23 protein-coding genes and 1 riboswitch are annotated in these 26,607 nt (G+C 66.9%); of the genes, 17 read left to right on the plus strand and 6 right to left on the minus strand.

Features of this window, described 5'->3' with window-relative positions; all coding sequences use genetic code 11:
* The first annotated feature begins 1,082 nt into the window (after positions 1-1,082).
* From cobO to cobS, 8 genes are all read left to right on the plus strand, one after another.
* The gene (cobO, locus tag BKY59_RS08140) at positions 1,083-1,718 is read left to right on the plus strand and encodes a cob(I)yrinic acid a,c-diamide adenosyltransferase (protein WP_276205490.1); all 636 of its coding nucleotides are present in this window, start codon (positions 1,083-1,085) and stop codon (positions 1,716-1,718) included.
* Positions 1,719-1,723: 5 nt separating this feature from the next.
* Positions 1,724-3,022, plus strand: a complete 1,299-nt coding sequence (locus tag BKY59_RS08145; protein WP_129586294.1) for a cobyrinic acid a,c-diamide synthase CobB — start codon at positions 1,724-1,726, stop codon at positions 3,020-3,022.
* A gap of 44 nt (positions 3,023-3,066) precedes the next feature.
* Positions 3,067-3,297: riboswitch (cobalamin riboswitch) on the plus strand.
* A gap of 134 nt (positions 3,298-3,431) precedes the next feature.
* Complete coding sequence (locus tag BKY59_RS08150) at positions 3,432-5,411, plus strand: TonB-dependent receptor plug domain-containing protein (protein WP_076070494.1); 1,980 nt, start codon at positions 3,432-3,434, stop codon at positions 5,409-5,411.
* 11 nt (positions 5,412-5,422) lie between these two features.
* Entirely contained in the window at positions 5,423-5,986 is a 564-nt protein-coding gene (locus BKY59_RS08155) for a hypothetical protein (protein ID WP_129586295.1), read from the plus strand.
* Between the two features lie 13 nt (positions 5,987-5,999).
* A complete protein-coding gene (locus BKY59_RS08160; RefSeq protein WP_076070498.1) occupies positions 6,000-6,407 on the plus strand; it encodes a DUF1636 domain-containing protein in 408 nt (135 codons plus the stop codon).
* Positions 6,404-7,417 (plus strand): nicotinate-nucleotide--dimethylbenzimidazole phosphoribosyltransferase, encoded by a 1,014-nt coding sequence (gene cobT, locus BKY59_RS08165; protein WP_076070499.1) that lies wholly within the window; start codon positions 6,404-6,406, stop codon positions 7,415-7,417. The genes BKY59_RS08160 and cobT overlap by 4 nt, the downstream gene beginning before the upstream one ends.
* Positions 7,418-7,440: 23 nt before the next feature.
* Positions 7,441-7,974, plus strand: a complete 534-nt coding sequence (locus BKY59_RS08170) for a histidine phosphatase family protein (RefSeq protein WP_076070501.1) — start codon at positions 7,441-7,443, stop codon at positions 7,972-7,974.
* Complete coding sequence (gene cobS, locus BKY59_RS08175; protein WP_076070503.1) at positions 7,971-8,684, plus strand: adenosylcobinamide-GDP ribazoletransferase; 714 nt, start codon at positions 7,971-7,973, stop codon at positions 8,682-8,684. Before BKY59_RS08170 ends, cobS begins: the two co-directional genes overlap by 4 nt.
* On the opposite strand, the gene BKY59_RS08180 is transcribed toward cobS, so the two are convergent.
* Genes BKY59_RS08180 through BKY59_RS08190 form a run of 3 tightly spaced genes read right to left on the minus strand, consistent with a single transcriptional unit; the run spans position 8,661 to position 11,882 of the window.
* Positions 8,661-10,124 carry a cobyric acid synthase gene (locus BKY59_RS08180; protein WP_076070505.1) on the minus strand — a complete coding sequence of 488 codons (1,464 nt, stop codon included), beginning with the start codon at positions 10,122-10,124 and terminating at the stop codon, positions 8,661-8,663. The genes cobS and BKY59_RS08180 overlap by 24 nt on opposite strands.
* Entirely contained in the window at positions 10,112-11,047 is a 936-nt protein-coding gene (cbiB, locus tag BKY59_RS08185; RefSeq protein WP_076070507.1) for an adenosylcobinamide-phosphate synthase CbiB, read from the minus strand. Before cbiB ends, BKY59_RS08180 begins: the two co-directional genes overlap by 13 nt.
* Complete coding sequence (locus BKY59_RS08190) at positions 11,040-11,882, minus strand: aminotransferase class I/II-fold pyridoxal phosphate-dependent enzyme (protein ID WP_240500025.1); 843 nt, start codon at positions 11,880-11,882, stop codon at positions 11,040-11,042. The genes cbiB and BKY59_RS08190 overlap by 8 nt, the downstream gene beginning before the upstream one ends.
* A 126-nt stretch (positions 11,883-12,008) precedes the next feature.
* Between BKY59_RS08190 and cobU the strand changes: the two genes are divergently transcribed.
* The gene (cobU, locus tag BKY59_RS08195; protein WP_240500026.1) at positions 12,009-12,650 is read left to right on the plus strand and encodes a bifunctional adenosylcobinamide kinase/adenosylcobinamide-phosphate guanylyltransferase; all 642 of its coding nucleotides are present in this window, start codon (positions 12,009-12,011) and stop codon (positions 12,648-12,650) included.
* Positions 12,651-12,953: 303 nt separating this feature from the next.
* Positions 12,954-14,567 carry a DUF5597 domain-containing protein gene (locus BKY59_RS08200; RefSeq protein WP_076070512.1) on the plus strand — a complete coding sequence of 538 codons (1,614 nt, stop codon included), beginning with the start codon at positions 12,954-12,956 and terminating at the stop codon, positions 14,565-14,567.
* Positions 14,568-14,673: 106 nt separating this feature from the next.
* Here the strand turns inward: BKY59_RS08200 and BKY59_RS08205 are convergent, their stop codons facing one another.
* The 3 genes from BKY59_RS08205 to BKY59_RS08215 all read right to left on the minus strand — a co-directional run bounded on the left by BKY59_RS08205 (position 14,674) and on the right by BKY59_RS08215 (position 17,932).
* A complete protein-coding gene (locus tag BKY59_RS08205; RefSeq protein WP_076070514.1) occupies positions 14,674-16,296 on the minus strand; it encodes an alpha-L-fucosidase in 1,623 nt (540 codons plus the stop codon).
* Positions 16,293-17,075 (minus strand): SGNH/GDSL hydrolase family protein, encoded by a 783-nt coding sequence (locus BKY59_RS08210; RefSeq protein WP_076070516.1) that lies wholly within the window; start codon positions 17,073-17,075, stop codon positions 16,293-16,295. The genes BKY59_RS08205 and BKY59_RS08210 overlap by 4 nt, the downstream gene beginning before the upstream one ends.
* Before the next feature lie 62 nt (positions 17,076-17,137).
* Positions 17,138-17,932: an IclR family transcriptional regulator gene (locus tag BKY59_RS08215; protein WP_076070517.1), complete on the minus strand. Its 795-nt coding sequence runs from the start codon at positions 17,930-17,932 to the stop codon at positions 17,138-17,140.
* A 207-nt stretch (positions 17,933-18,139) separates the two neighbouring features.
* Between BKY59_RS08215 and BKY59_RS08220 the strand changes: the two genes are divergently transcribed.
* The 7 genes from BKY59_RS08220 (at position 18,140) to BKY59_RS08250 (ending at position 26,592) form a co-directional block, all read left to right on the plus strand.
* Entirely contained in the window at positions 18,140-20,944 is a 2,805-nt protein-coding gene (locus BKY59_RS08220; RefSeq protein ID WP_240500027.1) for a TonB-dependent receptor, read from the plus strand.
* A gap of 83 nt (positions 20,945-21,027) precedes the next feature.
* Positions 21,028-22,254, plus strand: coding sequence for a sugar MFS transporter (locus tag BKY59_RS08225; RefSeq protein WP_076070620.1), 1,227 nt, complete (start codon positions 21,028-21,030; stop codon positions 22,252-22,254).
* Positions 22,251-23,051, plus strand: coding sequence for an amidohydrolase family protein (locus tag BKY59_RS08230; RefSeq protein WP_076070521.1), 801 nt, complete (start codon positions 22,251-22,253; stop codon positions 23,049-23,051). The genes BKY59_RS08225 and BKY59_RS08230 overlap by 4 nt, the downstream gene beginning before the upstream one ends.
* Complete coding sequence (locus BKY59_RS08235; protein WP_076070523.1) at positions 23,048-24,313, plus strand: aldo/keto reductase; 1,266 nt, start codon at positions 23,048-23,050, stop codon at positions 24,311-24,313. Before BKY59_RS08230 ends, BKY59_RS08235 begins: the two co-directional genes overlap by 4 nt.
* Entirely contained in the window at positions 24,310-25,518 is a 1,209-nt protein-coding gene (locus tag BKY59_RS08240; RefSeq protein WP_076070525.1) for a UxaA family hydrolase, read from the plus strand. The genes BKY59_RS08235 and BKY59_RS08240 overlap by 4 nt, the downstream gene beginning before the upstream one ends.
* Entirely contained in the window at positions 25,515-26,246 is a 732-nt protein-coding gene (locus BKY59_RS08245) for an SDR family oxidoreductase (RefSeq protein ID WP_076070527.1), read from the plus strand. The genes BKY59_RS08240 and BKY59_RS08245 overlap by 4 nt, the downstream gene beginning before the upstream one ends.
* Before the next feature lies 1 nt (position 26,247).
* Entirely contained in the window at positions 26,248-26,592 is a 345-nt protein-coding gene (locus BKY59_RS08250) for an L-rhamnose mutarotase (protein ID WP_076070529.1), read from the plus strand.
* Positions 26,593-26,607 lie beyond the last annotated feature (15 nt).

Consider the following 26,607-nt stretch of genomic DNA (forward strand, 5'->3'; position numbering starts at 1 on the left):
CCGCAAAAGCCTCCTCGGTCACCGCCGTGGAGGCTTTCGCGCGTCCAACCTCAGTGCAAAACCACAGGCAAAAGCCAAGGCCTCCACAAGTTTCTGAATGCGGCGCGATATTCTGTGATTTCGTAGGTTTTAACCAAGCTGGCTGTCGACCATCAAATCCACTCCGCGTCCGTTTTTCTTGGTTCTTCCGTGAGAAACTCGATGAGGTTGCGCAGTTCTTCGCGCACGTCGACGAGTTCAATCCCCGGCGCGTTCAGTGCGTTAGTCAATCTTCGACAGTGCATCAGTACGTTTCGGCAAGTTTGGGATGTAGCGCTAGTGCTAGCGCCACGTCGGCTTCGTCAAGCGGGGCATCAAGAGCAACACGCTCGGTCAGCGCTGAAGCAATCTTTACCTTCATATCGAGGCAATCACCGATACCATCAGCTATGTCGATAAGCTGCCTGATGCGACTTGTGAGCTTGGCGTGTACGCTCCGTCGCCACTGATCTTCGGGCAACCTCGCCCTTACGGCGATACTCCTCGACAAAAGTTTCTACGAGCTCGAGAGCAAGCAACCGCTCGCACAGCGTGCCAAGAACGCGGTACTTCAACTATCGCGTGCAGGTGGTCCGCCCGTTGGCGAAGGTGTCGTTGCGCCTCGCCGTGCTGCTGCCCCAACGTTCGGCGCTGACTACGATAAACGACCCGGCACAAACACCGCAGCCGATCAGATTAAACAAAATATGCGTAATCTTTGTGGGGAAGGGACAAACTAACTTACGAGAACACTAGGGAAACTGCTGAGTGTGACGGAATAAAGTCCGACCGGCGGTAGAACTGTTTTTTTTGGGGCAGCCCGGATATTCGTCGTGGAAAGCTACGCAGCCACCAGGCGCTTCGTATTCTTTCAGGGCCACAGCCGTCGGGAAGCGGGCCGCCTTGGCGCGACGAATGTCGTGCAGGTCCTGGTCAACCGCGCGGGTGCGGTGTCGAGCAGGGCCACGCCGGCGATCCGGTCAGGTGCCAGCGAGGCAATCTGTCATCCGCTACGTTGACCATTGCCCGTTGACGTCTCGGAGCGGCTACAGAAAAGGCATTTCGTGGATCGGACCAGACGGATCGCGAAGGGGCAGGCGGTGCAGGACGACGCGAGACATAATGAGCGCATGAAGAAGAAGCAGGTGGCACAGCAGGCTAAGCTGGCGACCAAGACCGTCGAGAAGGGCCTGCTGATCGTCCATACCGGAGCGGGCAAGGGCAAGACGACCGCGGCGCTGGGCATGGTCGCGCGTGCGATGGGCCACGGCATGAAGGTTGGCGTTGTCCAGTTCGTGAAAGGCGCGATGACCACCGGCGAAAAGATCATCTTCGATGCGTTCCCCGATCTGGTCGAATTCAAGCCGATGGGCGAGGGCTTCACCTGGGACACGCAGGACCGCGCCCGGGACGTCGCGACCACGCGGACCGCCTGGGACGAGGTCCGGCGCATGATCGCGGACCCAAGCTATGCGATGGTGGTCGCCGACGAGCTTAACGTCGTGTTGCGCTACGATTATCTGCCGCTGGACGAGGTGCTGGCCGCCGTTTCCGCGCGCGCCGCAATGAAGCATGTCGTGATCACCGGCCGCAACGCGCCGCAAGGGCTGATCGACATCGCCGACCTCGTCACCGAGATGACGGTGGTCAAACATCCGTTCCGGTCCGGCGTGAAGGCGCAGGCCGGAATCGAATTTTGAGCCCGATGCTCGGTCGGGGTCTTCTCGTTGCCGCCGCGCGGTCGGGGGCGGGCAAGACCGTCATCACGGTAGGGCTGCAACGTGCGCTGGCGCGGACCGGGCGGCGCGTGGCCGGGGCCAAGGCAGGTCCCGACTATATCGACCCCGGCTTCCACGCGGCCGCGACCGGGCGATCATCGTTCAACCTCGACGGCTTCGCTCTGGGACCGGAAGGCGTGAAAGGGGCCGCAGCCTCGGTGGCGCGGGGTGTCGATCTGGTCGTCGCGGAAGGCGCGATGGGTCTTTATGACGGACTGACCATCGCGGAACGATCCGGTACCAGTGCGTCGGTTGCAACGATGCTCGGCTGGCCGATAATACTCGTGCTGGACGCGGGGGGCGCCGCGCAGACGGTTGCTGCGGTCGCACATGGGCTTGCGTTATATCCTGCTGCTCCGCCCATCGCGGGGGCGATCGTCAACCGGGTCGCGAGTCCTCGCCACCGTGTGATGATCGAAGCGGGGTTCGCGCGCATCGACGTGCCGCTGCTGGGCGTCGTTGCGGCCGACGATCGCATGACGCTGCCGTCGCGGCACCTGGGGCTGGTGCAGGCGCGTGAGCGCACGGACCTTGCGGAGCGGATCGATGCGATGGCCGATGTGATCGCGGCCGGTTGCGACCTCGATGCGATCGCGGCCGCCGCGGGCGGCACGTTCGACGCACCGCGCGCGCCCGCGACCATTCGGCCACCGGGTCAGCGGATCGCCATCGCCCGCGACGACGCCTTTGCCTTCCTCTACCCGCACATAGTCCAGGGCTGGCGCGATGCTGGGGCCGAACTCACATGGTTCTCCCCGCTTGCCGATGAGGCACCGCCGCGCGGCTGCGATGCCTGTTGGCTTCCCGGGGGATATCCCGAACTTCATGCCGGACGGTTGGCGAGCAATCGCGACTTCCTGGACGGGCTGCGCGCGTTCGCGCTGCATGGGCGGGTCCACGGCGAATGCGGGGGCTATATGGTGTTGGGGCGCGGGCTCGAGGACGCGGATGGACAGCGGCACGCGATGGCCGACCTGCTACCGGTCGAGACCAGCTTTGCCCGCCGCAAGCTGCATCTGGGCTATCGCCGTGCGACGTGGCGCCGCGATCTCGGCTTCGTGTCCGCCGGCACGACGTCCTGGGGCCATGAATATCACTACGCGTCGCAGACCGACGGCGCGCCGGCAACGCTGGCGGACATGGCGGACGGCACCGGGGCCTCGCTCGCGCCCGCCGGTCACGCGGTCGGAAACGTCTCCGGCGGCTTCTTTCACATAATCGCCTGACCAAGCTGCCGTCGCGTGCGTTGACCCGCGCCGCGGCCGCCGGTAAGGCCGGTAGCGCGACAGGTTCCCCGGCGACGGGGATTAATAGGGAACGGGGTGCAAGACCCCGGCTGCCCCTGCAACTGTAAGCGGCGAGCCATTGCGCCACATGCCATTGGGGTCCTCGGATCCTGAGAAGGCGGCGCAAAGGACCTCCAGCGAGGCCATGCCTTGCCGGGGGCCCGAAACGGCATTGACCCGCGAGCCAGGAGACCTGCCCGTCGCGGTCGTCTTTCGTCCCGGCCAGGGTGCGCCGAGCGAACGGGTATCAACCCGAGTGGCGATATCGCCGACCCGCGTGCCGCGGGGCGGAGGTGTTTGCCTCCTGCCCATCGTCGCGCGAGTCCCGATCGTCATGATGGGATGCCCGATGTTGAGATACATACTGCCGATCACAATCGCCGCGACCTCGCCTGCCTTGGCGCAACAGGCACCAAAGCCGGATGCGGCGACCGATCAGGCGAAGACCGGTCATAACCCCGACACGCTGAAGACCGCGCCTGGTGCCATCATCGTCACCGCGACCAGGACGCCGACATCGATCGACCGCGTTGCCGCGGCGGTCACCGTGCTCGACAAGGCCGCAATCGACCGCACCCAGGACCTCGTCGTGGCCGACCTGCTGCTGCGCACGCCCGGGGTCAGCCTGTCGCGCAACGGCGGCTACGGCACCAACACCCTGCTGCGCATCCGCGGGGCCGAACCGGACCAGACCGTGGTCGTGATCGACGGCGTGAAGCTGAACGACCCATCGTCCGCCGGCGGCGGGTATAATTTCGCCAATCTGCTGGTGGGTGATGCGGCGCGGATCGAGGTCCTGCGCGGGCCGCAGTCGGTCCTGTGGGGCAGCCAGGCGATTGGCGGCGTGGTCAACATCGTGACCCCACTGCCCGAGCGCGCGCTGGAGGGGAGCTTCGACGTCGAGAGCGGATCGCGCGAAACGGTCAGCGCGCGCGCGGCGATCGGCGGGAAGAACGGGCCGCTCAGCTGGCGCATCGGCGGACAGGCGTTCGCCACCGACGGCATTTCCGCCATCGCGCCCGCGTTCGGCGGCCGCGAAACCGATGGCTATCGCAACCGGAGCGCGACCGGGCGCGCGATGCTGGACATCATCCAGGGGGTCAGCGCCGAGGTCCGCGGCTATTACTCCAGCGGCCGGACCGAGCTTGATTCGACGACCGCCGATACGCTCGATTATTCGTTCAACCGCGAATTCGTCGGCTATGCCGGTCTGAACGTCGACCTGCTGGACGGGCGTCTGCGCAACCGGTTCGGCTATGGCTACACCGATACGGACCGCGACAATTTCAGCCGGACGCGCGCGCGCCAGCGCAGCTTCGACGCAGCCGGCCGCAACGAGCGGCTGGAGTATCAGGGCAGCTTTGCCATTGCCAAGGGTTGGAACGCGACGTTCGGGATCGAGAACGAACGCTCGCGCTTCCGCAGCGTGTCGCCACCGGCGTCCCTCGCGACCCCCATCCCGGCCCCCGCGATCGGTCGCGCCGAGATCACGGGCACATATGGCGAACTCAACGCGGAACTGATCGACGGACTGACGGTGACCGGCGGCGTTCGTCATGACGATCATAATCGCTACGGATCGCAGACCTTGTTCGCGGGCGGCGCGGCCTGGGTGCTGCCGACCGGCACCGTGCTGCGTGCCAGCTATGCCGAAGGGTTCAAGGCGCCGACCCTGTACCAGCTGTTCTCCGAGTTCGGCGTCCAGTCGCTAGACCCGGAACAGGCCGAAGGTTGGGAGGTCGGAGGCCAGCAGCGGGTGCTCGACGGCGCGGTGTCGTTCGGCGGGACCTATTTCGAGCGGCGGACGACCGACCAGATCATCTTTTCGAGCTGTGCTGCGGGAACCGCCGATCCCCGATGCTTCCAGCCGGGCACGACGATCCGCCGGTCGGGCTTCTACCAGAACATCGCGCGGGCCTTCGCCAAGGGCGTCGAGGCGGTGGGGCAGGTGCGCGTCGGAACGCGTCTGGCCGTCGATGGCAATTATAGCTGGACCGTATCGGAAGATCGTTCGCCGGGGACCGGCTTCGGGTTGTGGCTTCCCCGCCGACCGCGCCATTCGGCCAATGGTTCGATCAGCTACACCCTGCCGTTCGGGCTGACCACTGGTGCAGCCTTGCGCTGGTCGGGGCGCGCCTTCGACAATGCGGCCAACACGATCCGGCTCGACTCGTACACGTTGGTCGATTTTCGCGCGGAGCTGGTTGTCTCGCCGGAAGTCCGCGTGTTCGCCCGCGTCGAGAATGCCTTCGACAAGCGATACCAGACCGCGTTTCGGTACAACACGCTGGGACGCAGCGCGTATGCCGGTCTGCGCGGACGTTTCTGATGGAGGACAGCATGGCCAAGACGATGACCAACCCGCTTTCGGGCGACCAGACCTCGGGCCTCTGGGTCCTGCTCCTGACGGTGGCAAGCACCGTTACGACGCTGGCGTTCGCGTGCGCGACGCCGTTTCCCGCGCTCGCCGCCATCGCTGCGGTCTATCTCCGGCCCCGCGCCGCCGTTCCGCTGATGATCGCCGCCTGGGTGGTCAGCCAGGTCATCGGCTTCGGCTTCAAGGGCTATCCGCAGGATGCCGACACGCTGCTGACCGGGTGCGCGATCGGCGGGGCGGCCGTCGCTTCGGCACTCGCCGCGCTCCTTGCGGCGAAGGCGACGACAGGGCGTTCGACACCCATCAGACTGGCGGCCACTTATGTCGCAGGGTTTGTCGCGTTCAAGCTCGCCATCGCGCTCAGCGTGCCGCTGATCGGCCATGCCGATGCGGCACTGTCGGTTGAAATCATGGTGCGCCAGTTCGTCCGCAATGCCGCGATCCTGGTCGGGCTGGTCGCGTTGTACCGGGTCCTGACCGCGGTCGGCGTGCCCGCGGCATCGGCTTCGCGTCCGGTCACCGCATGACAGGCTCGACCCAGTGCTGAAGCCCGCGCAGGACGGCCCGGCGGTGGTCGCGTGCAACAGTTGCCGGCTGTCCGCCACCGCGCGTGAGGATGGCGAGGGTCGGCGCGGCGGCGCGCTTCTGGTCGCAGCGTTGCGTGCGGTCCAGAGCGAACGGGCGGAATATGCAGGCATAGCGGTCCAGGAAATGCCCTGCCTGTTCGCCTGCCAGGAGGCGTGTACCGTTCATTTCCGCGCGCCCGGCAAGGTCGGCTATGTCCTGGGGCGCTTCGCCCCCGACCCGGACTCGGCGCGTGCGATCCTCGACTACATGGTCCATTATGCCGCCAGCGACGAAGGCCAGGTAGCGTATCGCGACTGGCCCGCAGGCGTGAAGGGCCATTTCATCACCCGCACGCCGCCTGCGGGTTTCGTGGTCGAATGAGCGGCTTTGCGTCGGTCGCGGCGTTCGAGGCGGCGCTTCACGACCTGCCGCGTTCCGACGCGGCGGCAAGTGCCGCGGCGGCGGCGCGGCAGGGGGAACTGACCAAGCCACCAGGGTCGCTAGGGCGGCTGGAGGAGATAGCGATATTTCTCGCCGGATGGCAAAGGCGGGCGCGACCCCGCCTGGATCGCGTGCGCGCCGCGATCTTCGCCGGCAACCACGGTATTGTCGTGCATGGCGTCAGCGCCTTTCCCGCTGCGGTAACGGCACAGATGGTCGCGAACTTCCAGAGGGGAGGCGCCGCGATCAATGCACTCGCGGCCAGTGCCGGAGCGGAACTGATCGTGGTGCCGATCGATCTCGATCGACCGACGCAGGATTTCACCGTCGACGCGGCGATGACCGAAGACGAGTGCCTTCATGCGCTCAATCTCGGCGCCGATGTGGTCGAGGAGGGGCTAGAACTGCTTATCCTGGGCGAGATGGGGATTGGCAACTCGACGGCCGCAGCGGCGCTATGCGCGCGCAGTCTTGGCGGATCGGCGGCGGATTGGGTCGGTCCGGGTACCGGACTGGACGCTTCTGGCGTCGCCCGGAAAGCGGCGGTCGTCAACCGTGCGCTGGCCCATCATGCCGCCGCGCCGATGACGGCGTTCGAAACACTGCGGCGTCTGGGCGGGCGCGAGATCGTGGCGATCGCCGGCGCGGTCGTCGCCGCGCGCCATAAGCGCGTACCGGTCGTGATCGATGGCTTCATCTGCACGGCCGCGATTGCACCGCTGGCCGCACAGAACCCGGACATCGTCGGCCACCTGATCGCCGGCCATTGTTCGGCGGAGCCCGCGCATGCCCGTTTGCTCGACCGGCTTCATCTGGAGCCTTTGCTCGCGCTGGGCATGCGGCTCGGCGAGGGCAGCGGCGCGGCGGTGGCGACCGGCGTGATCCGCGCCGCCGTCGCCGCGCACGACGGCATGGCGACGTTCGCCGAAGCGGGGGTGGCCGCGGGTTGAGCGCGCCGATCCTGCTTCACCTCATGCGCCACGGTGAGCCCGAGGCGGCCGGGCGGATGCTGGGACATACCGACAGCCCGGCCACGCCCGCCGGGATCGCGGCATGTCGCGCGAGGGGGCAGGGGCTGGCGTGGGATCGCATCGCGTCATCCGACCTGCGCCGCGCGCGTGCCTGCGCCGAAGCGATTGCCGGCCATGTGGTGTCGGGCGATCCCCGCTGGCGGGAACTCGATTTCGGACAGTGGGACGGGCTCGCCGCCGCCGAGATCGACGCAGGTGCGCTGACCGCCTTCTGGGCCGATCCCGATGCAGGTCCGCCGCCCGGCGGCGAGCGCTGGTCGGCGCTCGTGGCAAGGGTAGGGGAGGTGCTGGCGTCGATCGACGGCACCACGTTGGTCGTCACCCATGCAGGCGCCATTCGCGCGGCGCTGGCGCATCTGTGCGGGTTCGATCACCGTCAGGTGTGGTCGGTCCACCTGCCCTATGCCGCACTCCTGTCGCTGCGCCTGTGGCGTGGCCAGGAGCCGACCGCGCAGATCGTGGCGTTGCACACGTGAAGCGGACGATCGTCGCGTTCAGCTTCCTGACCCGGCTGCCGACGCCGCAGATCGAGGCCGACGCGGATGATTTCGCCGCCGCGATTCGGCGCTATCCGATCGTGGGTCTAGTGATCGGGGCGATCGTTGCGATCGGCGGCTGGGCGACGAGCCAGCTCGATCCATGGTTCGGCGCGTTGGCGGCGCTGGCCTTGTGGGTCGCGATTACCGGTGCCCTGCACCTCGACGGGCTTGGCGACCTGGCCGATGGCCTTGGCGCCCGCCACGCCAACCGCGAACGCTTCCTGGCGGTGATGGCCGATCCGCATATCGGCAGTTTCGGTGTCGTCGCGATCCTGATCCAGCTGATGGCCAAGCTCGTGCTCCTTCATGCGCTTCTTCCGGTCTGGTGGACGGTGATCCTGGTCCCCGCCGCCGCACGGATCGGTCCGCTCGCCTGGGCCAGATGGTTGCCGCCGCTGCGACCCGGCGGCCTCGGCGTTGCCGTGGCAAAGGCGGCCCGATGGCGGGACGTCGCGGGCTGGGGGGCGCTGCTTGCGGCGGGCACCCTCCTGTCACCCGCCCTGCTGGCCGCGCCGATCCTGATCGCCGGGTGGGGGTGGTGGCTCGGCCGCCGCGTCGGCGGGGTGAGCGGTGACTGCCATGGTGCCGGAATCGAGATGGTCGAGACCGGGCTGCTGGTCGCGCTACTTGCCTTCGGCCGTTTCTGACAAGGCCAGCAGACCGTCGATGTCGACATGGCGTTCGAGATGATCCGCGATCATGTCGAGCGCGGCATCGATCGAGGCGCGGTGATCCGGCCCGCTTCCCTCTACCCCGATGCGGCTGAGCCAGGCGCGCCGCTGTCGCGCATCGGCAAACAGTCCGTGGACGTAGCTGCCGCTGACGATCCCGTCGGGGCTGGTGGCACCGTCGATGCGCCCATCGTCGAAATGCGCGACCGGGCGATCGGCATCGGGGCCGGTCGTCACCCCCATGTGCATCTCATATCCGTCGAACGACGCCCCGATCGCCGTTCCCGCGACATGGGTCAGTGTCTTGTCGCCGGTCAGCACGGTATCGACGTCGAGCAGGCCCAGCCCTGCCACGCTGCTTGCCGCCCCTTCGACGCCGTGGGGATCGGCGATCGTGCGCCCGAGCATCTGGTACCCACCGCACAATCCCAGAACCGGACGGCCCCGCCGGCGGTGCGCCGCGATGTCGATATCCCAACCTTGTGCCCGCAGGAAGGCGAGGCCGGCGATCGTCGCCTTGGATCCCGGCAGCACGATCAGCGCCGCGTCCGCCGGGATGACCTCGCCCGGCCGGACCATCACCAGTTCCACACCGGGTTCGAGCTTTAGCGGATCGAGATCGTCGAAGTTGGAGATGCGCGCGGTGACCGGGCAGGCGATGACCACGCGGCCATCCCCGCGCAGAACACGCCGTTCCAGCGCCACGGCGTCCTCGCTCGGCAGTCGCGCCGCCTCGGGCATCCACGGCACGACGCCGTAGCCGCGCCAGCCGCTGCGCGCCGCGATCGCCTGGTACCCGTCGGCGAACAGGGCCGGATCGCCGCGGAACTTGTTGACCAGGAAACCATGGATCATCGCAGCGTCGGCCGGGTCGATTACCGCGCGCGTGCCGACCAGCGACGCGATCACGCCGCCGCGGTCGATGTCGCCGATCAGCACCACGGGAACGCCGGCCGCGCGTGCGAAGCCCATATTGGCGATGTCGGCGCTGCGCAGGTTGATCTCGGCCGGGCTGCCCGCTCCCTCGACCACGACGATGTCGGCGGCCCGCCGCAGCCGCCGATAGCTGCCCAGCACCTCGGTCAGCAGCCCGGCGCGCCCTTCGCGCCAATTGGCGGCGGCGAGCGTCCCGCGGACCTGACCCAGCACCACCAGCTGCGACGTGCGGTCGCCCTGCGGTTTCAGCAGCACCGGGTTCATGTCGACATGCGGTTCGACGCGTGCCGCCATCGCCTGCGTCGCCTGGGCGCGGCCGATCTCGCCACCCGCGGCAGTCACCGCGGCGTTGTTCGACATGTTCTGCGGCTTGAAAGGCCGGACTGCCAGCCCGCGATTGGCGAAGGCGCGGCACAGCCCGGCGACCAGCACCGACTTGCCGACGTCGGAACCGGTGCCCTGCAGCATCAGCGCGCCCATGCGACGGCTCCCGCGATGAACCAGAGCGCCAGGCACGCGCGACGATAGAGCCGCAGCGCGTCACCGATATCGCCCACGCCCGCGTCGGTGCGCCCGCCGCCGATCCAGGGCTTGTCGAGCATCACCGCGTCATAGGTGGCGGGACCGGCGAGTTGCAGGTCGAGGACGCCGGCCATTGCCGCCTCGGGCCAGCCCGCGTTCGGCGACGCATGCTTGCCCGCGTCGCGCCACATCGTTCGCCAGCCGCCGCCGCCGCTCGCGCATAGCAGTACGCCCGACAGCCGCGCGGGGATCAGGTTGACCACATCGTCGGTCCGCGCCGCCGCCCAGCCGAACGCGCGCCAGCGTTCCTCGCGATGACCGATCAGGCTGTCGGCGGTATTGATCGCCTTATAGGCCCACAGGCCGGGCAAGCCCAGGACCAGCAACCAGAACAAGGGCGCGACCACCCCGTCGCAGAAGCTTTCGGCCAGGCTCTCGATCGCCGCGCGCGCGATGCCGGGGCGGTTGAGCGCGGTCACGTCGCGCCCGACGATCATCCCCACCGCGCGTCGTGCGTCCTCGATATCGCCGCTGAGAGCACGCGCGACCGGCGTCACATGATCGTGCAGGCTCCGCTGCGCCAGGCCGGGTGCCGCGAGCAGGGCGACGCCGATCCAGGCCTGGCGACCCAGCGAAGAGACGAGCGCCCACTGCGCCAGCCAGGCGGTGGCGACCGCCAGGCCAACGACGAGAAGGAGGGTCGCTGTCCCCAGCATGCGCCGGCCCGTAAACGACCGCGCGGGCGCGTTCCACCGCCGCTCGCAGGCGTTGATGACTCGCGCGAACGCGCCGACGGGGTGTCCGACGCGCGCATAGACAGCCGCCGGCCAGCCGATGGCCGCATCGATCGCCAGCGCCAGCAGCGCGACCGGCTCAGCCACGGTCAAGCGCGCGGGTCAGTCGGTCCAGCCCCGCCTCGTCGCCCGGCAGACCGAAGCGGAGCCAGCGCGGCGCATAGTCGAACGGTCGCGTCAGGATACCGCAGCGCGCCAGCCTTTCGAACAGCGCGGTGGCGTCGGTTTCCACCAGCCTGAACAGTGGACAGCCACCGATCGGGTCAAGGCCTCGTGCGCGCAGGCGGTCGTCAAGCGCCGCGGACGCGGCGGCGATGCGTGTCCGTGCGGCTTCGATCCAGTCGGTGTCGCGATAGGCAGCGGTCCCGATCGCCAGCGCGGTGTTCGATACCGGCCAGCTTCCCAGTCGGTGTCGCACCGCCGCAATGATCGCGTCCGGCCCGCATGCGAAACCCAGCCGCACGCCGGCAAGGCCGAAGAACTTGCCGAACGATCGGAATACCAGCACGCGATCGTCTGGGCGCAGATGCGGCAGGACGCTGATCGCCGGATCCACGTCCGCGAACGCCTCGTCAACGACGAGCATGCCACCCCGCTCGCCCAGCCGCCTCGCCGCGCCAAGCAGTTGCTCCGGCGCGATCATGCGACCGTCGGGATTGTTCGGGTTGGCGACCAGAACGGTGCCCCCGCGATCGAGCGCGGCGTCCAGTTCTTCCCATGCGATGCAGGCCGCGTCCGCGAACGTCTCGGCATAGGTGCGGTAGGCCGGGCCGACGTGGCGGACCGGGGTCGGCAGGTCGAGGTCGGCCAGCAGCCGCAAGCCGATCTCGGTCCCCGGAAGCGCCGCCACCGCGACGGTCGTCGCGCCAAAGCTCCGCGCCGCGACCGTTTCGAGCGTCGCCAGCATCCTGGCCGACGGCAAGGTGCGCAGATCAACCGAGGCGGCGTCGAGCCCATTCCATGCAAACGGACTGATTCCGGTCGACAAGTCCAGCCAGGGCCTTGGCGCATCGCGGTACAGCCTGGTGGCGGTGTCTACGCGTCCGCCATGATGGGTCAAAGCGGACAACGGGAATGCTCGACTTGGGTCACGACCGCTGCCATCGAGTATCGGTATCGGGCTGGCAAGAGCCAAACGGGAGTAAGCGCGGTGGAGCCTTTTGGGAGAAGCCTGCTGGTGCTTGGCGGGGCGCGTTCCGGCAAGAGCCGATATGCGCAGGATGCCGCCGAGGCGAGCCTGGCGGAGCTGGTCTTCATCGCCACGGGGCAGGCGTTCGACGACGAGATGACGTCGCGCATAGCCCGTCATCAATCGGATCGCGACGCGCGGTGGCGGACGATCGAAGAACCGATCGATCTGGCGGGCGCGATCGCCAGCGAAGATGCGGACGGAAAAACGCTGCTGATCGACTGTCTGACCTTATGGGCGTCCAATCTGCTCCTTACGGACGAGAACGCGGACGTCAGGATCAACGAGCTCGTCAGTTCGATCGGACAAGCCCGGAGCCGACTTATATTCGTGGCCAATGAGGTTGGTCTCGGGATAGTACCCGACAATGCATTGGCCCGGCGATTTCGTGATCTTGCCGGCACCATCAACCAGCGCATTGCCGCAGAATGCACGGGCGTAGTATTCGTGATTTCCGGAATACCGATGTGGGTCAAGCGTCAAGCGGCTACGCCGAACTGATCAGCACCATAAGGCACGTAGAACGCCAGTTTCGAGCGCGCGCCGTTCGCAGAATGCGGGGCCGTTTCCTGTCCGGCCGCTTTGGTGGCGGTCCTGACCGGCGGCAGGGAAGGCGCGCACTGGCGCTCCATCCGGCTCGGCGCCGTCGGCGAGGGTTTGACGTCGCATGGTCGCTCTACCGGGAGAGGGGCGCTTGCCCACCCGACAATTTTACTTATGATATCCTTGTTTACGGGCGCAAACCATGCGCGGTGTACGGACAATTGCGGTGCCGCGACACGGCACCGCCCGGAGAGGAATATTATGCGTATCGCCATTGCCGCCCTGGCCCTGCTCGCGTCCGCTCCTGCGGTCGCGCAAACGACCCCGATCCCGCGGATCGAAAGCCGTGACGGACGCCATGCGCTGATCGTCGATGGCGCGCCGTTCCTGATGTTGGCGGCGCAGGCGAACAATTCGAGCAACTACGTATCGCAGCTGCCCATGGTGTGGCCGATGCTCGACCGGTTGCATGCGAACACGCTGGAGATGCCCGTCGCGTGGCAGCAGATCGAACCTGTCGAGGGCAAGTTCGATTTCACCTTCGTCCAGGCGCTGCTCGACCAGGCGCGGGCGCACGACAAGCGCGTCGTTCTGCTGTGGTTCGGGACCTGGAAGAACACGTCGTTCGCCTACACGCCCGACTGGGTGAAGCTCGACAATAGCCGCTTCCCGCGGATGAAGACGCGCGACGGCAAGGACCATGGTGTCCTCTCGGCGATGTTCCCTGCGACACGCGATGCGGACAGGAAGGCGTTCGTCGCGCTGATGCAATATCTCAAGGCGCACGATCCGCAGAATACGGTCATCATGGTCCAGCCAGAGAACGAGACGGGAAGTTACAGCAACCCGCGCGACTATGGCGCGAAGGCGAACGCACTGTTCGCGCAGGCCGTGCCCGCTCCGCTGGTCAAGGCGCTCGGCAAGGCGCCGGGGACGTGGAGTGCGGTGTTCGGCGCGCAGGCGGATAGGGCGTTCAACACCTGGCACGTCGCCCGCTTCGTCGATGCGATCGCGGCGGCGGGCAAGGCGGTCAAGCCGCTGCCGATGTACGTGAATGCGTCGCTTGCAGGGCCATCGAACGTGCCGGACCCCAACGGCGTGGCAAGCGGCGGGCCGCAACAGGACGTGCTCGACATCTGGAAGGCGGCAGCGCCGTCGATCGACGCCGCGGCGCCCGATATCTACGACCGCAAGGCGAGCAACGTTGTTGCGTATCTGAGCGCCTATGCGCGGCGCGACAATGCGTTGCTGGTGCCCGAGATCGGCAATGCGACCGACTTCGCGCGCTTCTTCTGGCCGGCGCTGGGGCGCGGTGCGATCGGCTATGCGCCGTTCGGCATGGATGACACGGGCTATTCCAACTACCCGCTCGGCGCCAAGGTGCTCGACGAAGAGACAGTCGGAGCGATCGCCCGGAAATACGCGCTGTTCGCACCGATCGCGCGCGAATGGGCGAAGGTTGCGCTCGCGCATCCGACCTGGGGTGTCGCGAAGGGCGACGACGGTGCGGCGCAGTCGACGGTAATGGGCGACTGGTCGATCACCGCCAGCTTTGGCCAGTGGCAGTTCGGGCAGAAGGACTGGACCTGGATCAAGGCCGACAAGCCGGGCTGGGCGGACCAGCCGGTCGGCGGTGCGGTGGTGGCACAGCTGTCGCCGACCGAGTTCCTGGTGGCAGGCGATTATGTCCGGCTGAATTTCGGCGCGAAGGCGGGTGGCCCGGCCAAGGGTATGATGGTGCGGGTCGAGGAGGGGACGCTGACGGACGGCCGCTGGACGACAACGAGCGTCTGGAACGGCGACCAGACCGATTATGGACTCAATATCATCGACCGGCCGGTGCTGCTGAAGGTGACGATGGGGGTATATAAATAGGCGTCCCGCTTCCGTCATGCCGGCCCCGGTTCGGCATTCACCCGTCCCGGAGCGCTGGCGCTCTTGGAACGGCGAATGCTGAACCGGGTTCAGGCTGGCGCGATAGTCAGACCAGCCCGCGGCCCTCGATCCGCACCGCGGGGACGAACCCCGTATCGCGCGGAAGGTCGAGATGCAGGCCGCTCGCATCGCGGCGGTGCTTCACCGTGCCGCCGCCGAGCAGCGTCACGCGTTCGATCTCGCCGCGGGCGCGACCGGTCGCGAGCGACCCGATCGTCGCGGGGCCGCGCGGCGGGGCGAGGAACAGCGCGTAGAGCGCCCCCTTGTTGGTGGTGAAGCGGATGTCCTGCGCGGTGAAGGGTTTCGCCGTGCTCTCGTTCTGCATGCCGACCGCCAGTTTGGTCGGCCCTTCGCCGTAGATCCGCCATGGGCGCGAGCCGAAGATGGCCTCACCGTTCGTCGCGACCCAGGCGGCCATGCCGTCGAGGATCTTCTCTTCCTCCTTATCGATCGAGCCGTCGCCCGGTTGCGGGACGGAAAGCAGCAGGTTGCCGTTCTTGGACACTACGTCGGCAAGGCGCTGCATCACCTCCTCTGCCGTCTTGTAGTTGCGCTCGTTGAGGCGGGCGACGTTGTAGAACCAGTCGCCCAGGCAGGTGTCGGTCTGCCACGGCTCTTCCCAGAGATGATCGGTGAAGCCTTTCTCGACGTCCTGGACGATGCCGAACCGCTCGTGCGGCTTCAGCTGCTTGCCGGTCAGGACAACATCGATCTTGCCGTGCCACTGGATCGAGCGGTTGTAATAGTCGGCCGCCGCCTCGAGTCCGACGGGGCCGAACGGCAGACCGTAATCGTCAAAATAGACGAGGTCGGGCTTGTACTTCGCGATCAGATCCGTCTGGCGAAGCAGCCAGCGGGTGACATAGGCGGGGTCATCCTTCGGGCCGGTTTCGACCCATTGGCCGTTGTTCTTGTCGTGCCAGGCGTTCATCGCCTCGATCGTGTCGATACCGTCGGGCAGCACGGCATGGCCACCGGTGTAGAGTTCCTGCGGGTCGAGGCCCTCCCACCACTGGCCCTTGCCGTCGGCCTTGCGGAGACGGTGCGCGTCGTAGCGGACGCCCTTGCGCGGCCCGACCGGATCGTAGCCATAGGCCGGCTGATACCAGTGCCAGGCGTGCGCCGCGTGGTTGGACACCCCGAATTTCAGGCCGGCGGCGCGCGCGATCTTCTCCCATTCGCCGACGATGTCGCGCTTGGGGCCGACGCGCAGCGAGTTCCAGGCGTGGTAGCGGCTGTCATAGCAGTCGAGATTGTCATGGTGGTTGGCAAGCGCGACGAAATATTTGGCGCCGGCCTTCACATAGCGGTCCATCAGCGCCTGCGGGTCCCAACGCTCGGCCTTCCAGGCGTGCTGCAGGTCCTTCATGCCCGCGACCGACGGATGGCCGTAGGTCTTCAGGTGATGCTCATACATCGGGTGCCCCTGCATATACATGAAGCGGCCATACCAGTCGCCTTGCTCGGGCACCGCCTGCGGGCCCCAATGCGACCACAGCCCGAGCTTCGCGTCGCGGAACCAGTCCGGATAGCGGTAATTGTCGATGAGCGACGGCCAGCTGGCCTGCACGGGACCCTTTGTGCGACCCATGGGGCTGGCCGCATGGGCGGCGGTGGCAAGGCTCAGGGCGGCGGTGCCGGCAAGGAAGCCGCGGCGGTCGTAGGTCATTTTTTCGATCCCAGCGTTTTCGCGATCGCAGCGAGCGCGAGGGGTTTCATGATGGCGTAGCCGGCGGGTGTCGGATGCACGCCGTCGCTCGACAGGCCGGGCTTCATACCGCCTTCGGGCGTGGTCAGCGCGGCGTGATAGTCGACATAGGTGTAGCCATGCGCCTTGGCATAGCCGCGCAACCAGGTGTTGAGTGCGGCGATCTGCGGCACGGGACGCTTCGACGGGCTCCACGGGAAGGCGGCGGCGGGCGGGACCGAGGCGAGGATCACCTTGATGCCGTGCGCGTGGGCGAGATCGGCCATGCTGGCGATGTTGCCCTGCACGGTCGTCATCGTCGCGGCGCCGGTGTTTCCAGCGATGTCGTTGGTGCCAGCCATGATGTGCACCGCCTGGGGGTGCAGCAAGATAACGTCGTTGCGGAACCGGATCAGCATCTGCGGCGTGGTCTGGCCGCTAATGCCGCGGTCGACGATCCCGTTCGTGAACAGCGACGCGTCGGCGCCGATCCAGTTGTCGGTGATCGAATCACCCATGAACACCACGCGCACCGGCGTCCGGATCGCGGCGTTCTGCGCGGCGTAGCGGCCGAGCTGGCCGTGATCGCGCGTCAGCATGTGCAGGTTGAACATCCGATAGTCGCCGGTCGGCTTGGGGTGCGTCGGGCATGGGTCGGCGACGATGCCGACCGGGTCGTCGGCGTAGGGATCGCCGGGAACGACCGTCTGCGCGGCGGCAGGCGCCGACAGCAGCATGGCGGCAACGATCAGCAGGCGCATATCAATTCCTTGCAGGCGCGGTGGCGATCGCCTGGGCCATGCCACCGCCGACCGAACGGTGGTCATGCTTCGGTTCCGTGCTGACGTTCGGTGCCCGCCCCGTCGCGCACCACGGGAGCAAGCTGTTCGGCGATGCGGGCGGCAGCGTTGCGCAGGACCTCCTGTGACGCGATCAGCGTCATCCGGCTGACCGGACCGTCGACGAACGGCACCGTCAGCGCCGCACGCGCGACGCCCGACGCCAGGATCGGCACCGACATATCCGTGATTGCGGTCAGCACCGGGCTTGGCGTCGTCCCGCCCTTGTCTGCCACAAGCCCGTCGAGTTGCGCGATCAGCGCTGCCTCGTCGATCTCCGCACCCGTCTGTCGCACCTCTTCGATCATGGCGTGACGCGTCTCCGTCGACTGGAAGGCGAGGAGCACACGCCCAGATGCGGACCGGTGGAGCGGGCGGCGATAGCCGACCCGGACGGCGAAACCCGACAGACCGGGTGCCTCGACCCCGGCAATCACGACCATTTCGGCACCCGACGCGACCGCCATATGGCAGCTCTGCCCGGTCGTCCGCGCGACGTCGTGCATGACGGGCAGCGCAGTCGAGACGAGGTCGCGGACCTGCGGCTGGCCCATGCCGAGCGCGAACAGGCGGTTGGTCAGGCGATAGCCGTCCTCGCCCCGCGCGATGTAGCGAAGTTCTTCAAGCACCTGGAGCATGCGGAATATTTCGCTGACCGAGCGACCAAGCGCGGTCGAGATATCGGACATGTTGAGCGGGCCGGCCGCAGACGCGAGCAGCTCGAGGATTTCGAGCCCCTTTTTCAGCGCCGGCGCCTGATAGCGCGATCTGTCTGCCATTTGCCCTCCTCACCGTCCGTACCACGGCTTCTACGAGCCCGCTGACCTACCGCAAGATGCCAGCAAAAGTTCACACGTGAAAGTGTTTTTCATATTTCATAATTTGGTCCATAGGCCTAGGGATATGGCAAGCGCTCCGGCAGGGGCCGCCAGTCTGGAGAGGATTACGTCATGGTTGGTTCGGCTGCATCGCGTCGCGTTCGGGGAATGCGTTTGGAAACCGGGGCTTCGGTCGCCGCACTGCTGCTGGGCTGGGCCATGCCCGCCACCGCGCAGACGGCACCCGACGCGCCTGTGGCACCCGCCGGGCCTGCGGCAGTGGAGCAGAGCGGTACGGTGGCACCCAGCGCCGATACCGGGGTCGTCGGCGCGCAGGCCGAAGGCGCGGCGCCTGCCGGAGACGAGATCGTCATCACCGGGGTACGCGCCAGTCTCCAGTCGGCACAGAACATCAAGCGCAACTCGGCGCAGATCGTCGATTCGATCGTTGCCGAAGACATCGGCAAACTGCCCGATCGTAATATCGCCGAGGCGCTGCAGCGTATCTCGGGCATTCAGATCCAGCGCAACTACGGCGAAGGCAGCTCGGTCGCGATCCGCGGTCTGTCGCAGGTCCGCACCGAGCTGAACGGCCGTGACATCTTCACCGCCAGCGGCACCGGCAACTCGCTGAGCCTCGAGGACGTGCCGTCCGAGTTGCTTGCCGGTATCGACGTCTACAAGAATCCGTCGGCTGACCTGATCGAAGACCAGCTGAGCGGCACGATCAACTTCCGGACGCGCAAACCGTTCGACTTCGACGGCTTCAAGATCTCGGCCGCGGCGACGAACACCTATTACGACCTTGCACGCAAGAGCCAGCCCACGGGCTCGCTGCTGCTCAGCGATCGGTGGGACACCGGCATCGGCGAGATCGGCGTATTGGTCAGCGCGTCATACCAGAAGACCGTGTTCAGCCAGGACACGATCTCGACCGAGCCGTTCAACCTGCTCGACCCCAACGATCCCGATCCCGTCGTTCGTGCGGCATCGATCGCCTCGCTTGCGACGCTTGGCCGGACCGGTCAGGTCACGACCCTCCCGCGTGGTACGGGGATCGGCCAGGTCAATGGTGGCCGCCGCCGCTTCGGTATCGACGCCTCGGTGCAGTGGCGTCCGACCGATACGCTCGAGTTCACCGGCGAGGTGTTCCGCAACGACTACAAGTTCCGCTACGACGACTTCAGCTATTTCGCGCAGGCCGCGGAGGGCGCGACGAACGTTTCGCCGCTGCCGGGTGCGGCGTTCACCTTCGCGCCGAACGGTGACTTCCAGAGCGGGGCTTTCCGGAATATCCGGGTGGCCGCCAACACCAGCCTGGAAAACCGGCGTTCGACGACCACCGATTATTCGCTGAACGGCAGGTGGCGGCCGACGCCGAACCTGACGATCACCGCCGATGGTCAGTATGTCGATTCCAAGACCCGGCGCACGCGCTCGATCGTCGGCCTGAACGGCAACAGCGACGGCACGTTGACGCAGGACATCACGGGCAGCGTGCCGGCGTTCACGATCACGACGCCGACCGGCCTGACCAACGCGGCGACCTATGGCTCGGCCTTCTATCTGGACAACCTCAACCGCTCGAAGGGCACGGACAAGACCGCGCGGCTGGACGGCGAGTACAAGTTCGACGGCAGCGTGCTGCAGTCGATCAAGGTCGGCGTCCGCTACGCGGATCGCAGCAACCGCTACAGCGATACCGGCTACCGCTACACCGGCCTGAACGCCGTGCCGACGCAGCTGGAATTCGCGGATTTCGGCAATTTCTTCCGCGGTGATGCCGACCTGTTCGGTGACGCGCTGCTGTTCTCGCGTGGCATCACGCAGGATTACGACGCGACACGCGCCGCGCTCGGCATCACGACTCTGCCGAACTTCCTGCCCAGCAGCACGACCACCCAGTCGCAGAAGACCTACACCGGCTACGGTGCCGCGTTCTTCAGGGCCGACGACCTGCCGGTGCCGATCGACGGCAATGTCGGTCTGCGCGTCGTCCAGACCAAGTTGGCGGTCGCGGGCTTCTACCAGCAGACCGATCTGATCACGCCCCCGGGCGGGACGGCGCAGGTCACGGGCCCGACGACCTTCGTCGCCGCCGGCAACACCGACGACTATACGTCGATCCTGCCAAGCGCCAACTTCCGGGCGCATCTCACCGACAAGCTCCAGCTTCGCCTGGCGCTGTCGAAGAATATCTCGCGTCCGGACCTCAACCAGCTGAACCCGAGCCTCAACATCACCGAGCCGGGTCGCGCGCAGATCGCGCAGTTGCAGTATACGTCGGGCGGCAACCCGGACCTGAAGCCGATGAATTCGAAGAATCTCGACGCTTCGGCCGAATGGTATTTCGCACGAACCGGCTCGCTGACCGTGGCCGGTTTCTACAAGGACATTTCGGATTATATCCAGACCGGGATCTCCACCCGTGCGGTCACGTTCACCGACGGCCTGACCGCGAATTACAGCGTCACGTCGTACAGCAACGTCGCCAACGCCAAGGTGAAGGGCGCCGAAGTGGCGTATCAGCAGTTCTTCGACTTCCTGCCGGGTCCGCTTGGCGGCCTCGGCGCGCAGGCCAACTTCACCTTCGTCGACTCCACGGCGCCGAGCCCGGCAACCGAGGGGCCGGTACGCCAGCTGCCGCTGCAGGGTCTGTCCAAGTACAACTACAACGTGATCGGCATCTACGAGCGCGGCATCATCTCCGCACGCGTCGCCTATAACTGGCGCAGCAAGTTCCTGGTGGCGACATCGAGCAACGGATCGGGCAACCTGCCGGTGTTCCAGAAGGCCGCCGGGCAGCTCGATGCGTCGATCACCGCCAACGTGACGCCGAACTTCTCGCTGACGCTGAACGCGGTCAACCTGACCAACACGGTCCGCTCGACCTTCTACGGCATCGAGACCCGTCCGCGCGATGCCATCATGAACGATCGTCAGATCAGCGGCGTGGCGCGGATAACCTTCTAAGCCGATTGCGTTCGCAAAGCCTGCGCGCCAAGTGGTGAGCCGGGCCCGGTGGGTCCGGCTCACATTATCCATCGGAGCCGATGATGCCGGTCGAAGCACGCGAAGAACAGGCGGGGGGGAAAGCAACCCGGGCCGCGATGGTGCTGACCGTCGGACTGTTCTTCCTGTGGGGGGCCGCCAACAACCTCAACGACATCCTCGTCGCGCATTTCCGCCAGGTGTTTTCGCTGAGCGACCTGGAATCCGGGCTGGTCCAGTCAGCCTTCTATCTGGGCTATTTCTGTTTCGCGATTCCGGCGTCGCTCGCCGCGGAACGCTTCGGCTACAAGCGCGCGGTCATCGCCGGGTTGCTGCTGTTCGCGGGCGGCGCGCTGCTGTTCTGGCCGGCGTCGATCGCGGCGAGTTATCCCTTCTTCCTGCTTGGGCTCTTCGTGATCGCAAGCGGGCTCGCCTTCCTCGAAACCGCCGCGAACCCCATGGTCATGGTACTGGGGCCGCCTGAAGGCGCCGAGCGCCGGCTGAACCTGGCGCAGGCGTTCAATCCTCTGGGGTCGATTACGGGCATTGCGCTGGGTGCGGTGCTGATCCTGTCCGGCCCGGGCGGCGAGGCCGATCCGGGTGCGGTGCGGTTGCCCTATCTTGCGATAGCGCTGGTCGTGCTCGCCTGGGCGGCGTTGCTTGCTGTAACGCCGTTTCCGGCGGCGGCGACGGTCGCGACGCGGGGCGCCGGGTCTCCGTTCGCCGGCTACGGCACGCTGCTGCGGCGGCCGCGCTACATGGCCGGTGTCGCAGCGCAGTTCTTCTATGTCGGTGCGCAGGTCGGAATCTGGAGCTATCTGATCCGCTATGTCAGCGCGGCGTTGCCCGCGTTCAGCGAGCAGCATGCCGCCGGGCTGCTGACGCTTTCGCTGGCGCTGTTCATGGGTGGCCGGTTCATCGGTACGGCGCTGCTCGCACGGATCGACGGTGCCCGGCTGATGTTCGCCTTCGCGCTTATCGATGCCGCGCTGGCGCTTGCCGCGGTAGTGTCGGGTGGCTGGTTCGGCGTGGCGGCGCTGGTGCTGTCGAGTTTCTTCATGTCGATCATGTACCCGACGATCTTCGTGCTCTCGCTGCGCGGACTCGGCCCACTGACCAAGCCCGGCGCGTCGCTGATCGTGATGGCGATCATCGGCGGCGCGGTGATCACGGCCCTGATGGGGCTGGTGTCCGACATGTCGGGCGCAATCCGGTGGGCCATGCTCGTGCCGGCGGTCTGCTTCCTGGTGGTCGCGGCGTTCGCGCGGTCGCATCGCGGCGACCGGCCGTGATCGACGCGCATGTCCATGCCTGGCAGATCGACCGGCCCGATTGCGATTGGCCCGGGGCGGACCTGCCTGCGCTGCACCGTGATTTCACGCTCGATCAGTGGCGGGGGCAGTCCGGCGGGGCCCGCGCGATCCTCGTGCAGACCCAGACTTGCGAGTCCGACACGATGTGGCTCCTCGCGCAGGCGGGCGGGGACGTCGCGGGGGTTATCGGCTGGACCGATCTTGCGGCCGACGATGCGCCGGCGGCGATCGACCGGCTCCGCGCGGCGGGACCGTTGCTCGGCATTCGGCCGATGGTGCAGGGGCTTGCCGCCGACTGGTACGATGACCCCGCGCTGGATAGGGGGATTGCGCGCCTTGCGGAACGCGGCCTTGTTCTCGAAGCACTGATCCAGCCAAGGCATCTGCCGTCGCTGGCGCGGCTCGCGGTACGGCATCCAACGCTGAAGATCGTGATCGATCATGCGGCGAAGCCGGCGGTCGGTCGCGATCTCGACACATGGACGATCGCGATGCGGGCTCTGGCCGCGCATCCGCAGGTCGCGTGCAAGCTCTCCGGCCTGTTTACCGAAATCGTCGATGGCGCCGAGGATGCCGTTTTACCCTACATCCAGGCATTGCTCGCAATGTTCGGGCCGGACCGGCTGATATGGGGCAGCGACTGGCCGGTGGTGACGCTTCGCAACAGCTATGCCGCGTGGCTCGGCCTGGCGCGCGAGGCGGTGCCCGCCGGTCAGCACGAGGCGGTATTCGGTGGCAACGCCATACGCATCTACGGGCTGGGACCGAACGCATGATCGCGCTTCCGGCATTCGGCATGGGCACCGCCGCGATCGGCAATCTCTATCGCGTCGTCGGTGAAACCGAAGCACGGGCGACGATCGCTGCGGCGCTGGCTGCGGGGATCCGTTATTTCGATACGGCGCCGCATTACGGCCACGGTCTTGCCGAGCGTCGTCTCGGCGAGACTTTGGCCGAGCTCGATCCCGGTGCCGCGGCGATCGTGTCGACCAAGGTCGGGCGGCTGCTCGAGCCGACGACCGAACGCGGCGAGCGGCACGGCTTCGTCGATGCCGACCCGTTCGAACCGGTGTTCGACTATTCCGCCGACGGCATCCGTCGGTCGGTCGACGCTAGCCGCCTGCGACTGCGGCGCGATCGGATCGACATTCTGCTCGCGCATGATCTCGGCGTGCAGACGCATGGCGACGCGCATAGGCGGCACCTGAGCGACTTTCTCGACGGTGGCTACGACGCGATGGTCACCCTGCGCAACGCGGGCGAAGTCGGCGCGATCGGCATCGGCGTCAACGAGATCGCGATCTGCAACGATCTGCTCGATCGTGTCGACCTCGACGTGATCCTGCTCGCCGGGCGCTACACGCTGCTTGACCGCAGCGCAGCCGCACTGCTCGACCGCTGCCACGAGCGCGGCGTTCGCGTGATCGTCGGCGGGCCGTACAACAGCGGCATCCTTGCGCGCGATCCGACCGAGGTTGACCCGGGGAAGGCGCATTACGACTATGCGGCACCCTCCGCCGACATCGTCGATCGGACGCTGGCGCTTGCCGGCATATGCGCGCGGTTCGGTGTCGCACTGCCGGCGGCCGCGCTGCAGTTTCCGCTTCGGCACGCTGCCGTCGCCTGCGTGGTCGCCGGCGTTGCGGGCGAGACCGAAGTCAACGACCTGGTGGCGCGTGCCGCCGTACCAATACCGAAGGAATTGTGGATGGCGCTGGGTGACAAAGAGGCGCGTGCAGCGCCGGAACAGTTGATCCTGCTGCATCCCGACGACAACGTCCTGATCTGCGTCTCGCCGATCGCGGCGGGGGACATCCTGACCGTCTCCGGCGGGACGATCCCCTCGCGCGAGGGGATCACGGTCGGTCACAAGGTCGCGCGCGCGCATCTGAAGGCGGGCGACCAGGTCATCAAATACGGCGCGCCGATCGGGTCGATGACCGCGGACGCCGCCACCGGCGAATGGGTCCACATGCACAATATGAAGAGCGATTACATCGCCAGCCACACGCGCAGCACGATAAGCGAGCCATCATGATCGACGCTTACCAACGGCAGGATGGCCGCAAGGGAATCCGCAACGTCGTCGCGGTCGCGTATCTCGTCGAGTGCGCGCACCATGTCGCGCGACGGATCGTCGACAAGGCAGACGATGCCGACGTGCATCTGATCGGGTTTCCTGGCTGTTACCCCAATGCCTATGCCGCCAAGATCATGGAACAGGTGGCGACGCACCCCAATGTCGGCGGCGTCGTGCTGGTCTCGCTGGGCTGCGAAAGTTTCAATCGGGAGCGGCTGGCGGCGACGGTGCGCGCGAGCGGTCGGCCCTGCGAGCTGCTGGTGATCCAGGAAACCGGCGGCACCGCGGCGACGATCGCGGCGGGGTGCGCGGCGGTGGACCGCGTCCGGGCGGAGGCGGCCCTGGTCGAGCGCGTGCCGATGGACGTCGGCGAGCTGGTCATCGGCACCATCTGTGGGGGATCGGACGGAACCAGCGGCATCACTGCCAACCCCGCGGTGGGCCGCGCGTTCGACCGCTTCGTCGGCGAGGGTGCGACCTGCATTTTCGAGGAGACGGGCGAACTGGTCGGCTGCGAAGGCATCATGGCCGACCGCGCCGCGACCCCAGAACTCGGTCAGGTGATCGTCGACGCCGTTCACAAGGCGGAGGCGTATTACACCGTCATGGGTTTCGGCAGCTTCGCGCCCGGCAACGCCGAAGGCGGGCTGACGACGCAGGAAGAGAAATCGATGGGCGCCTATTCCAAATCGGGGTCTTCGGTCATCAGCGGCGTGATCAAGCCCGGCGACGTGCCGCCCACGGGCGGGCTGTATCTGCTCGACGTCGTGCCCGACGGCGAACCGCGCTTCGGCTTTCCCAACATCTCGGACAATGCCGAGATTGTCGAGATGATCGCGTGCGGGTGCCACCTCACGCTGTTCACGACCGGTCGCGGGTCCGTGGTCGGATCGGCGATCTCGCCGGTCATCAAGGTGTGCGCCAATCCCGAGACCGGCCGTCGGCTTGCCGCGGACATGGACATCAACGCCGGCCGCATTCTCGAGGGGGAGGCGACGCTCGACGAGGTTGGCAACGAGATCGTCGATGCCGTGCTCGCGGTCGCAGGCGGACGACGCAGCGTTTCCGAGACGCTCGGCCACCGCGAATTCATCCTGACCTACAAGGCATTCGAGCCGATCGGCCCGGCCTGCCTGCCCACGAGACAACGGAGTTTTGCATGACGGGACGGCTAGAGGGCAAGGTGGCGCTCGTCACCGCGGCGGCACGCGGCATCGGGCGTGCGACCGCCGAACTGTTCGTGCGCGAAGGCGCGCGCGTGATCGCCACCGATCGTGATGTGCAGGCGCTCGAGGGGATCGAAAGCGCCGAGCTGCGTGGGCTGGATGTTACCGACTCCGCCGCTGTGCGCGCGCTCGTTGCCGAGATCGGTGCGATCGATATCCTCGCGAACATTGCGGGGATCGTCCATGCGGGGACGATCCTCGATTGCACCGACGAGGAATGGGACCAGGCGGTTTCGATCAACATGACCGCGATGTTCCGCACGATCCGGGCGGTCCTGCCGGGCATGCTGGCCAAGGGCGGCGGTGCGATCGTCAACGTCGCATCGATCGCCAGTTCGGTAAAGGGAATCCCCAACCGCTTCGCATATGGCGCGACTAAGGCGGGCGTGATCGGCCTGACCAAGGCGGTTGCCGCCGATTTCGTCGGGCAGGGGATCCGCTGCAACGCGATCTGCCCCGGCACGATCGACACGCCATCGCTGCAGCAGCGCCTGCACGACACCGGCGACTATACGGCAGCGCAGGCAGCATTCATCGCGCGCCAGCCGATGGGCCGGCTGGGGCGCGCCGACGAGATCGCCAAGCTGGCGCTGTATCTGGGAAGCGACGATTCCTCGTTCACGACCGGCGCGGTACATGTGATCGATGGCGGCTGGATCAACTGAGGTGCGCCACGTCCTGCTCATCGATGTGGTGGACGAACCCGCGGCGATCGCGCGCTACGAGGCGTGGCACGCCGCCGGCGCTTTGCCGCGCGCGATCGGCGCAAGCATCCGCGGGGCGGGGATCGTTGCGATGGACATTTACCGGACCGGCGATCGGCTGGTCATGGTGATGGACACCGACCCGTCGTTCGATCCCGCGGCAAAGGCGGCCGCCGACGCCGCCAACCCCGCCGTACAGGCCTGGGAAGCGCAAATGGACACCGTCCAGCGACCGCTTCCCTGGGCCCAGCCCGGTGCGAAATGGGTCGCGGCCGCGCCGATCTTTTCGCTCGGTCAGAACCCCTGATCGCCAAGGCCCGCG

It is taken from the genome of Sphingomonas montana, assembly GCF_001956315.1.
Classification (GTDB): Bacteria; Pseudomonadota; Alphaproteobacteria; order Sphingomonadales; family Sphingomonadaceae; genus Sphingomonas_R; species Sphingomonas_R montana.

Coding starts and splice junctions, on each gene's coding strand:
- BKY59_RS08145 (WP_129586294.1), top strand. CDS start 1,724: ATGCTCGGTCGGGGTCTTCTCGTTGCCGCCGCGCGGTCGGGGGCGGGC.
- BKY59_RS08150 (WP_076070494.1), top strand. CDS start 3,432: ATGTTGAGATACATACTGCCGATCACAATCGCCGCGACCTCGCCTGCC.
- BKY59_RS08155 (WP_129586295.1), top strand. CDS start 5,423: ATGGCCAAGACGATGACCAACCCGCTTTCGGGCGACCAGACCTCGGGC.
- cobT (WP_076070499.1), top strand. CDS start 6,404: ATGAGCGGCTTTGCGTCGGTCGCGGCGTTCGAGGCGGCGCTTCACGAC.
- BKY59_RS08170 (WP_076070501.1), top strand. CDS start 7,441: ATGCGCCACGGTGAGCCCGAGGCGGCCGGGCGGATGCTGGGACATACC.
- BKY59_RS08180 (WP_076070505.1), bottom strand. CDS start 10,124: ATGGGCGCGCTGATGCTGCAGGGCACCGGTTCCGACGTCGGCAAGTCG.
- cobU (WP_240500026.1), top strand. CDS start 12,009: ATGATGGGTCAAAGCGGACAACGGGAATGCTCGACTTGGGTCACGACC.
- BKY59_RS08200 (WP_076070512.1), top strand. CDS start 12,954: ATGCGTATCGCCATTGCCGCCCTGGCCCTGCTCGCGTCCGCTCCTGCG.
- BKY59_RS08205 (WP_076070514.1), bottom strand. CDS start 16,296: ATGACCTACGACCGCCGCGGCTTCCTTGCCGGCACCGCCGCCCTGAGC.
- BKY59_RS08210 (WP_076070516.1), bottom strand. CDS start 17,075: ATGCGCCTGCTGATCGTTGCCGCCATGCTGCTGTCGGCGCCTGCCGCC.
- BKY59_RS08215 (WP_076070517.1), bottom strand. CDS start 17,932: ATGGCAGACAGATCGCGCTATCAGGCGCCGGCGCTGAAAAAGGGGCTC.
- BKY59_RS08220 (WP_240500027.1), top strand. CDS start 18,140: ATGCGTTTGGAAACCGGGGCTTCGGTCGCCGCACTGCTGCTGGGCTGG.
- BKY59_RS08225 (WP_076070620.1), top strand. CDS start 21,028: ATGCCGGTCGAAGCACGCGAAGAACAGGCGGGGGGGAAAGCAACCCGG.
- BKY59_RS08235 (WP_076070523.1), top strand. CDS start 23,048: ATGATCGCGCTTCCGGCATTCGGCATGGGCACCGCCGCGATCGGCAAT.
- BKY59_RS08240 (WP_076070525.1), top strand. CDS start 24,310: ATGATCGACGCTTACCAACGGCAGGATGGCCGCAAGGGAATCCGCAAC.
- BKY59_RS08245 (WP_076070527.1), top strand. CDS start 25,515: ATGACGGGACGGCTAGAGGGCAAGGTGGCGCTCGTCACCGCGGCGGCA.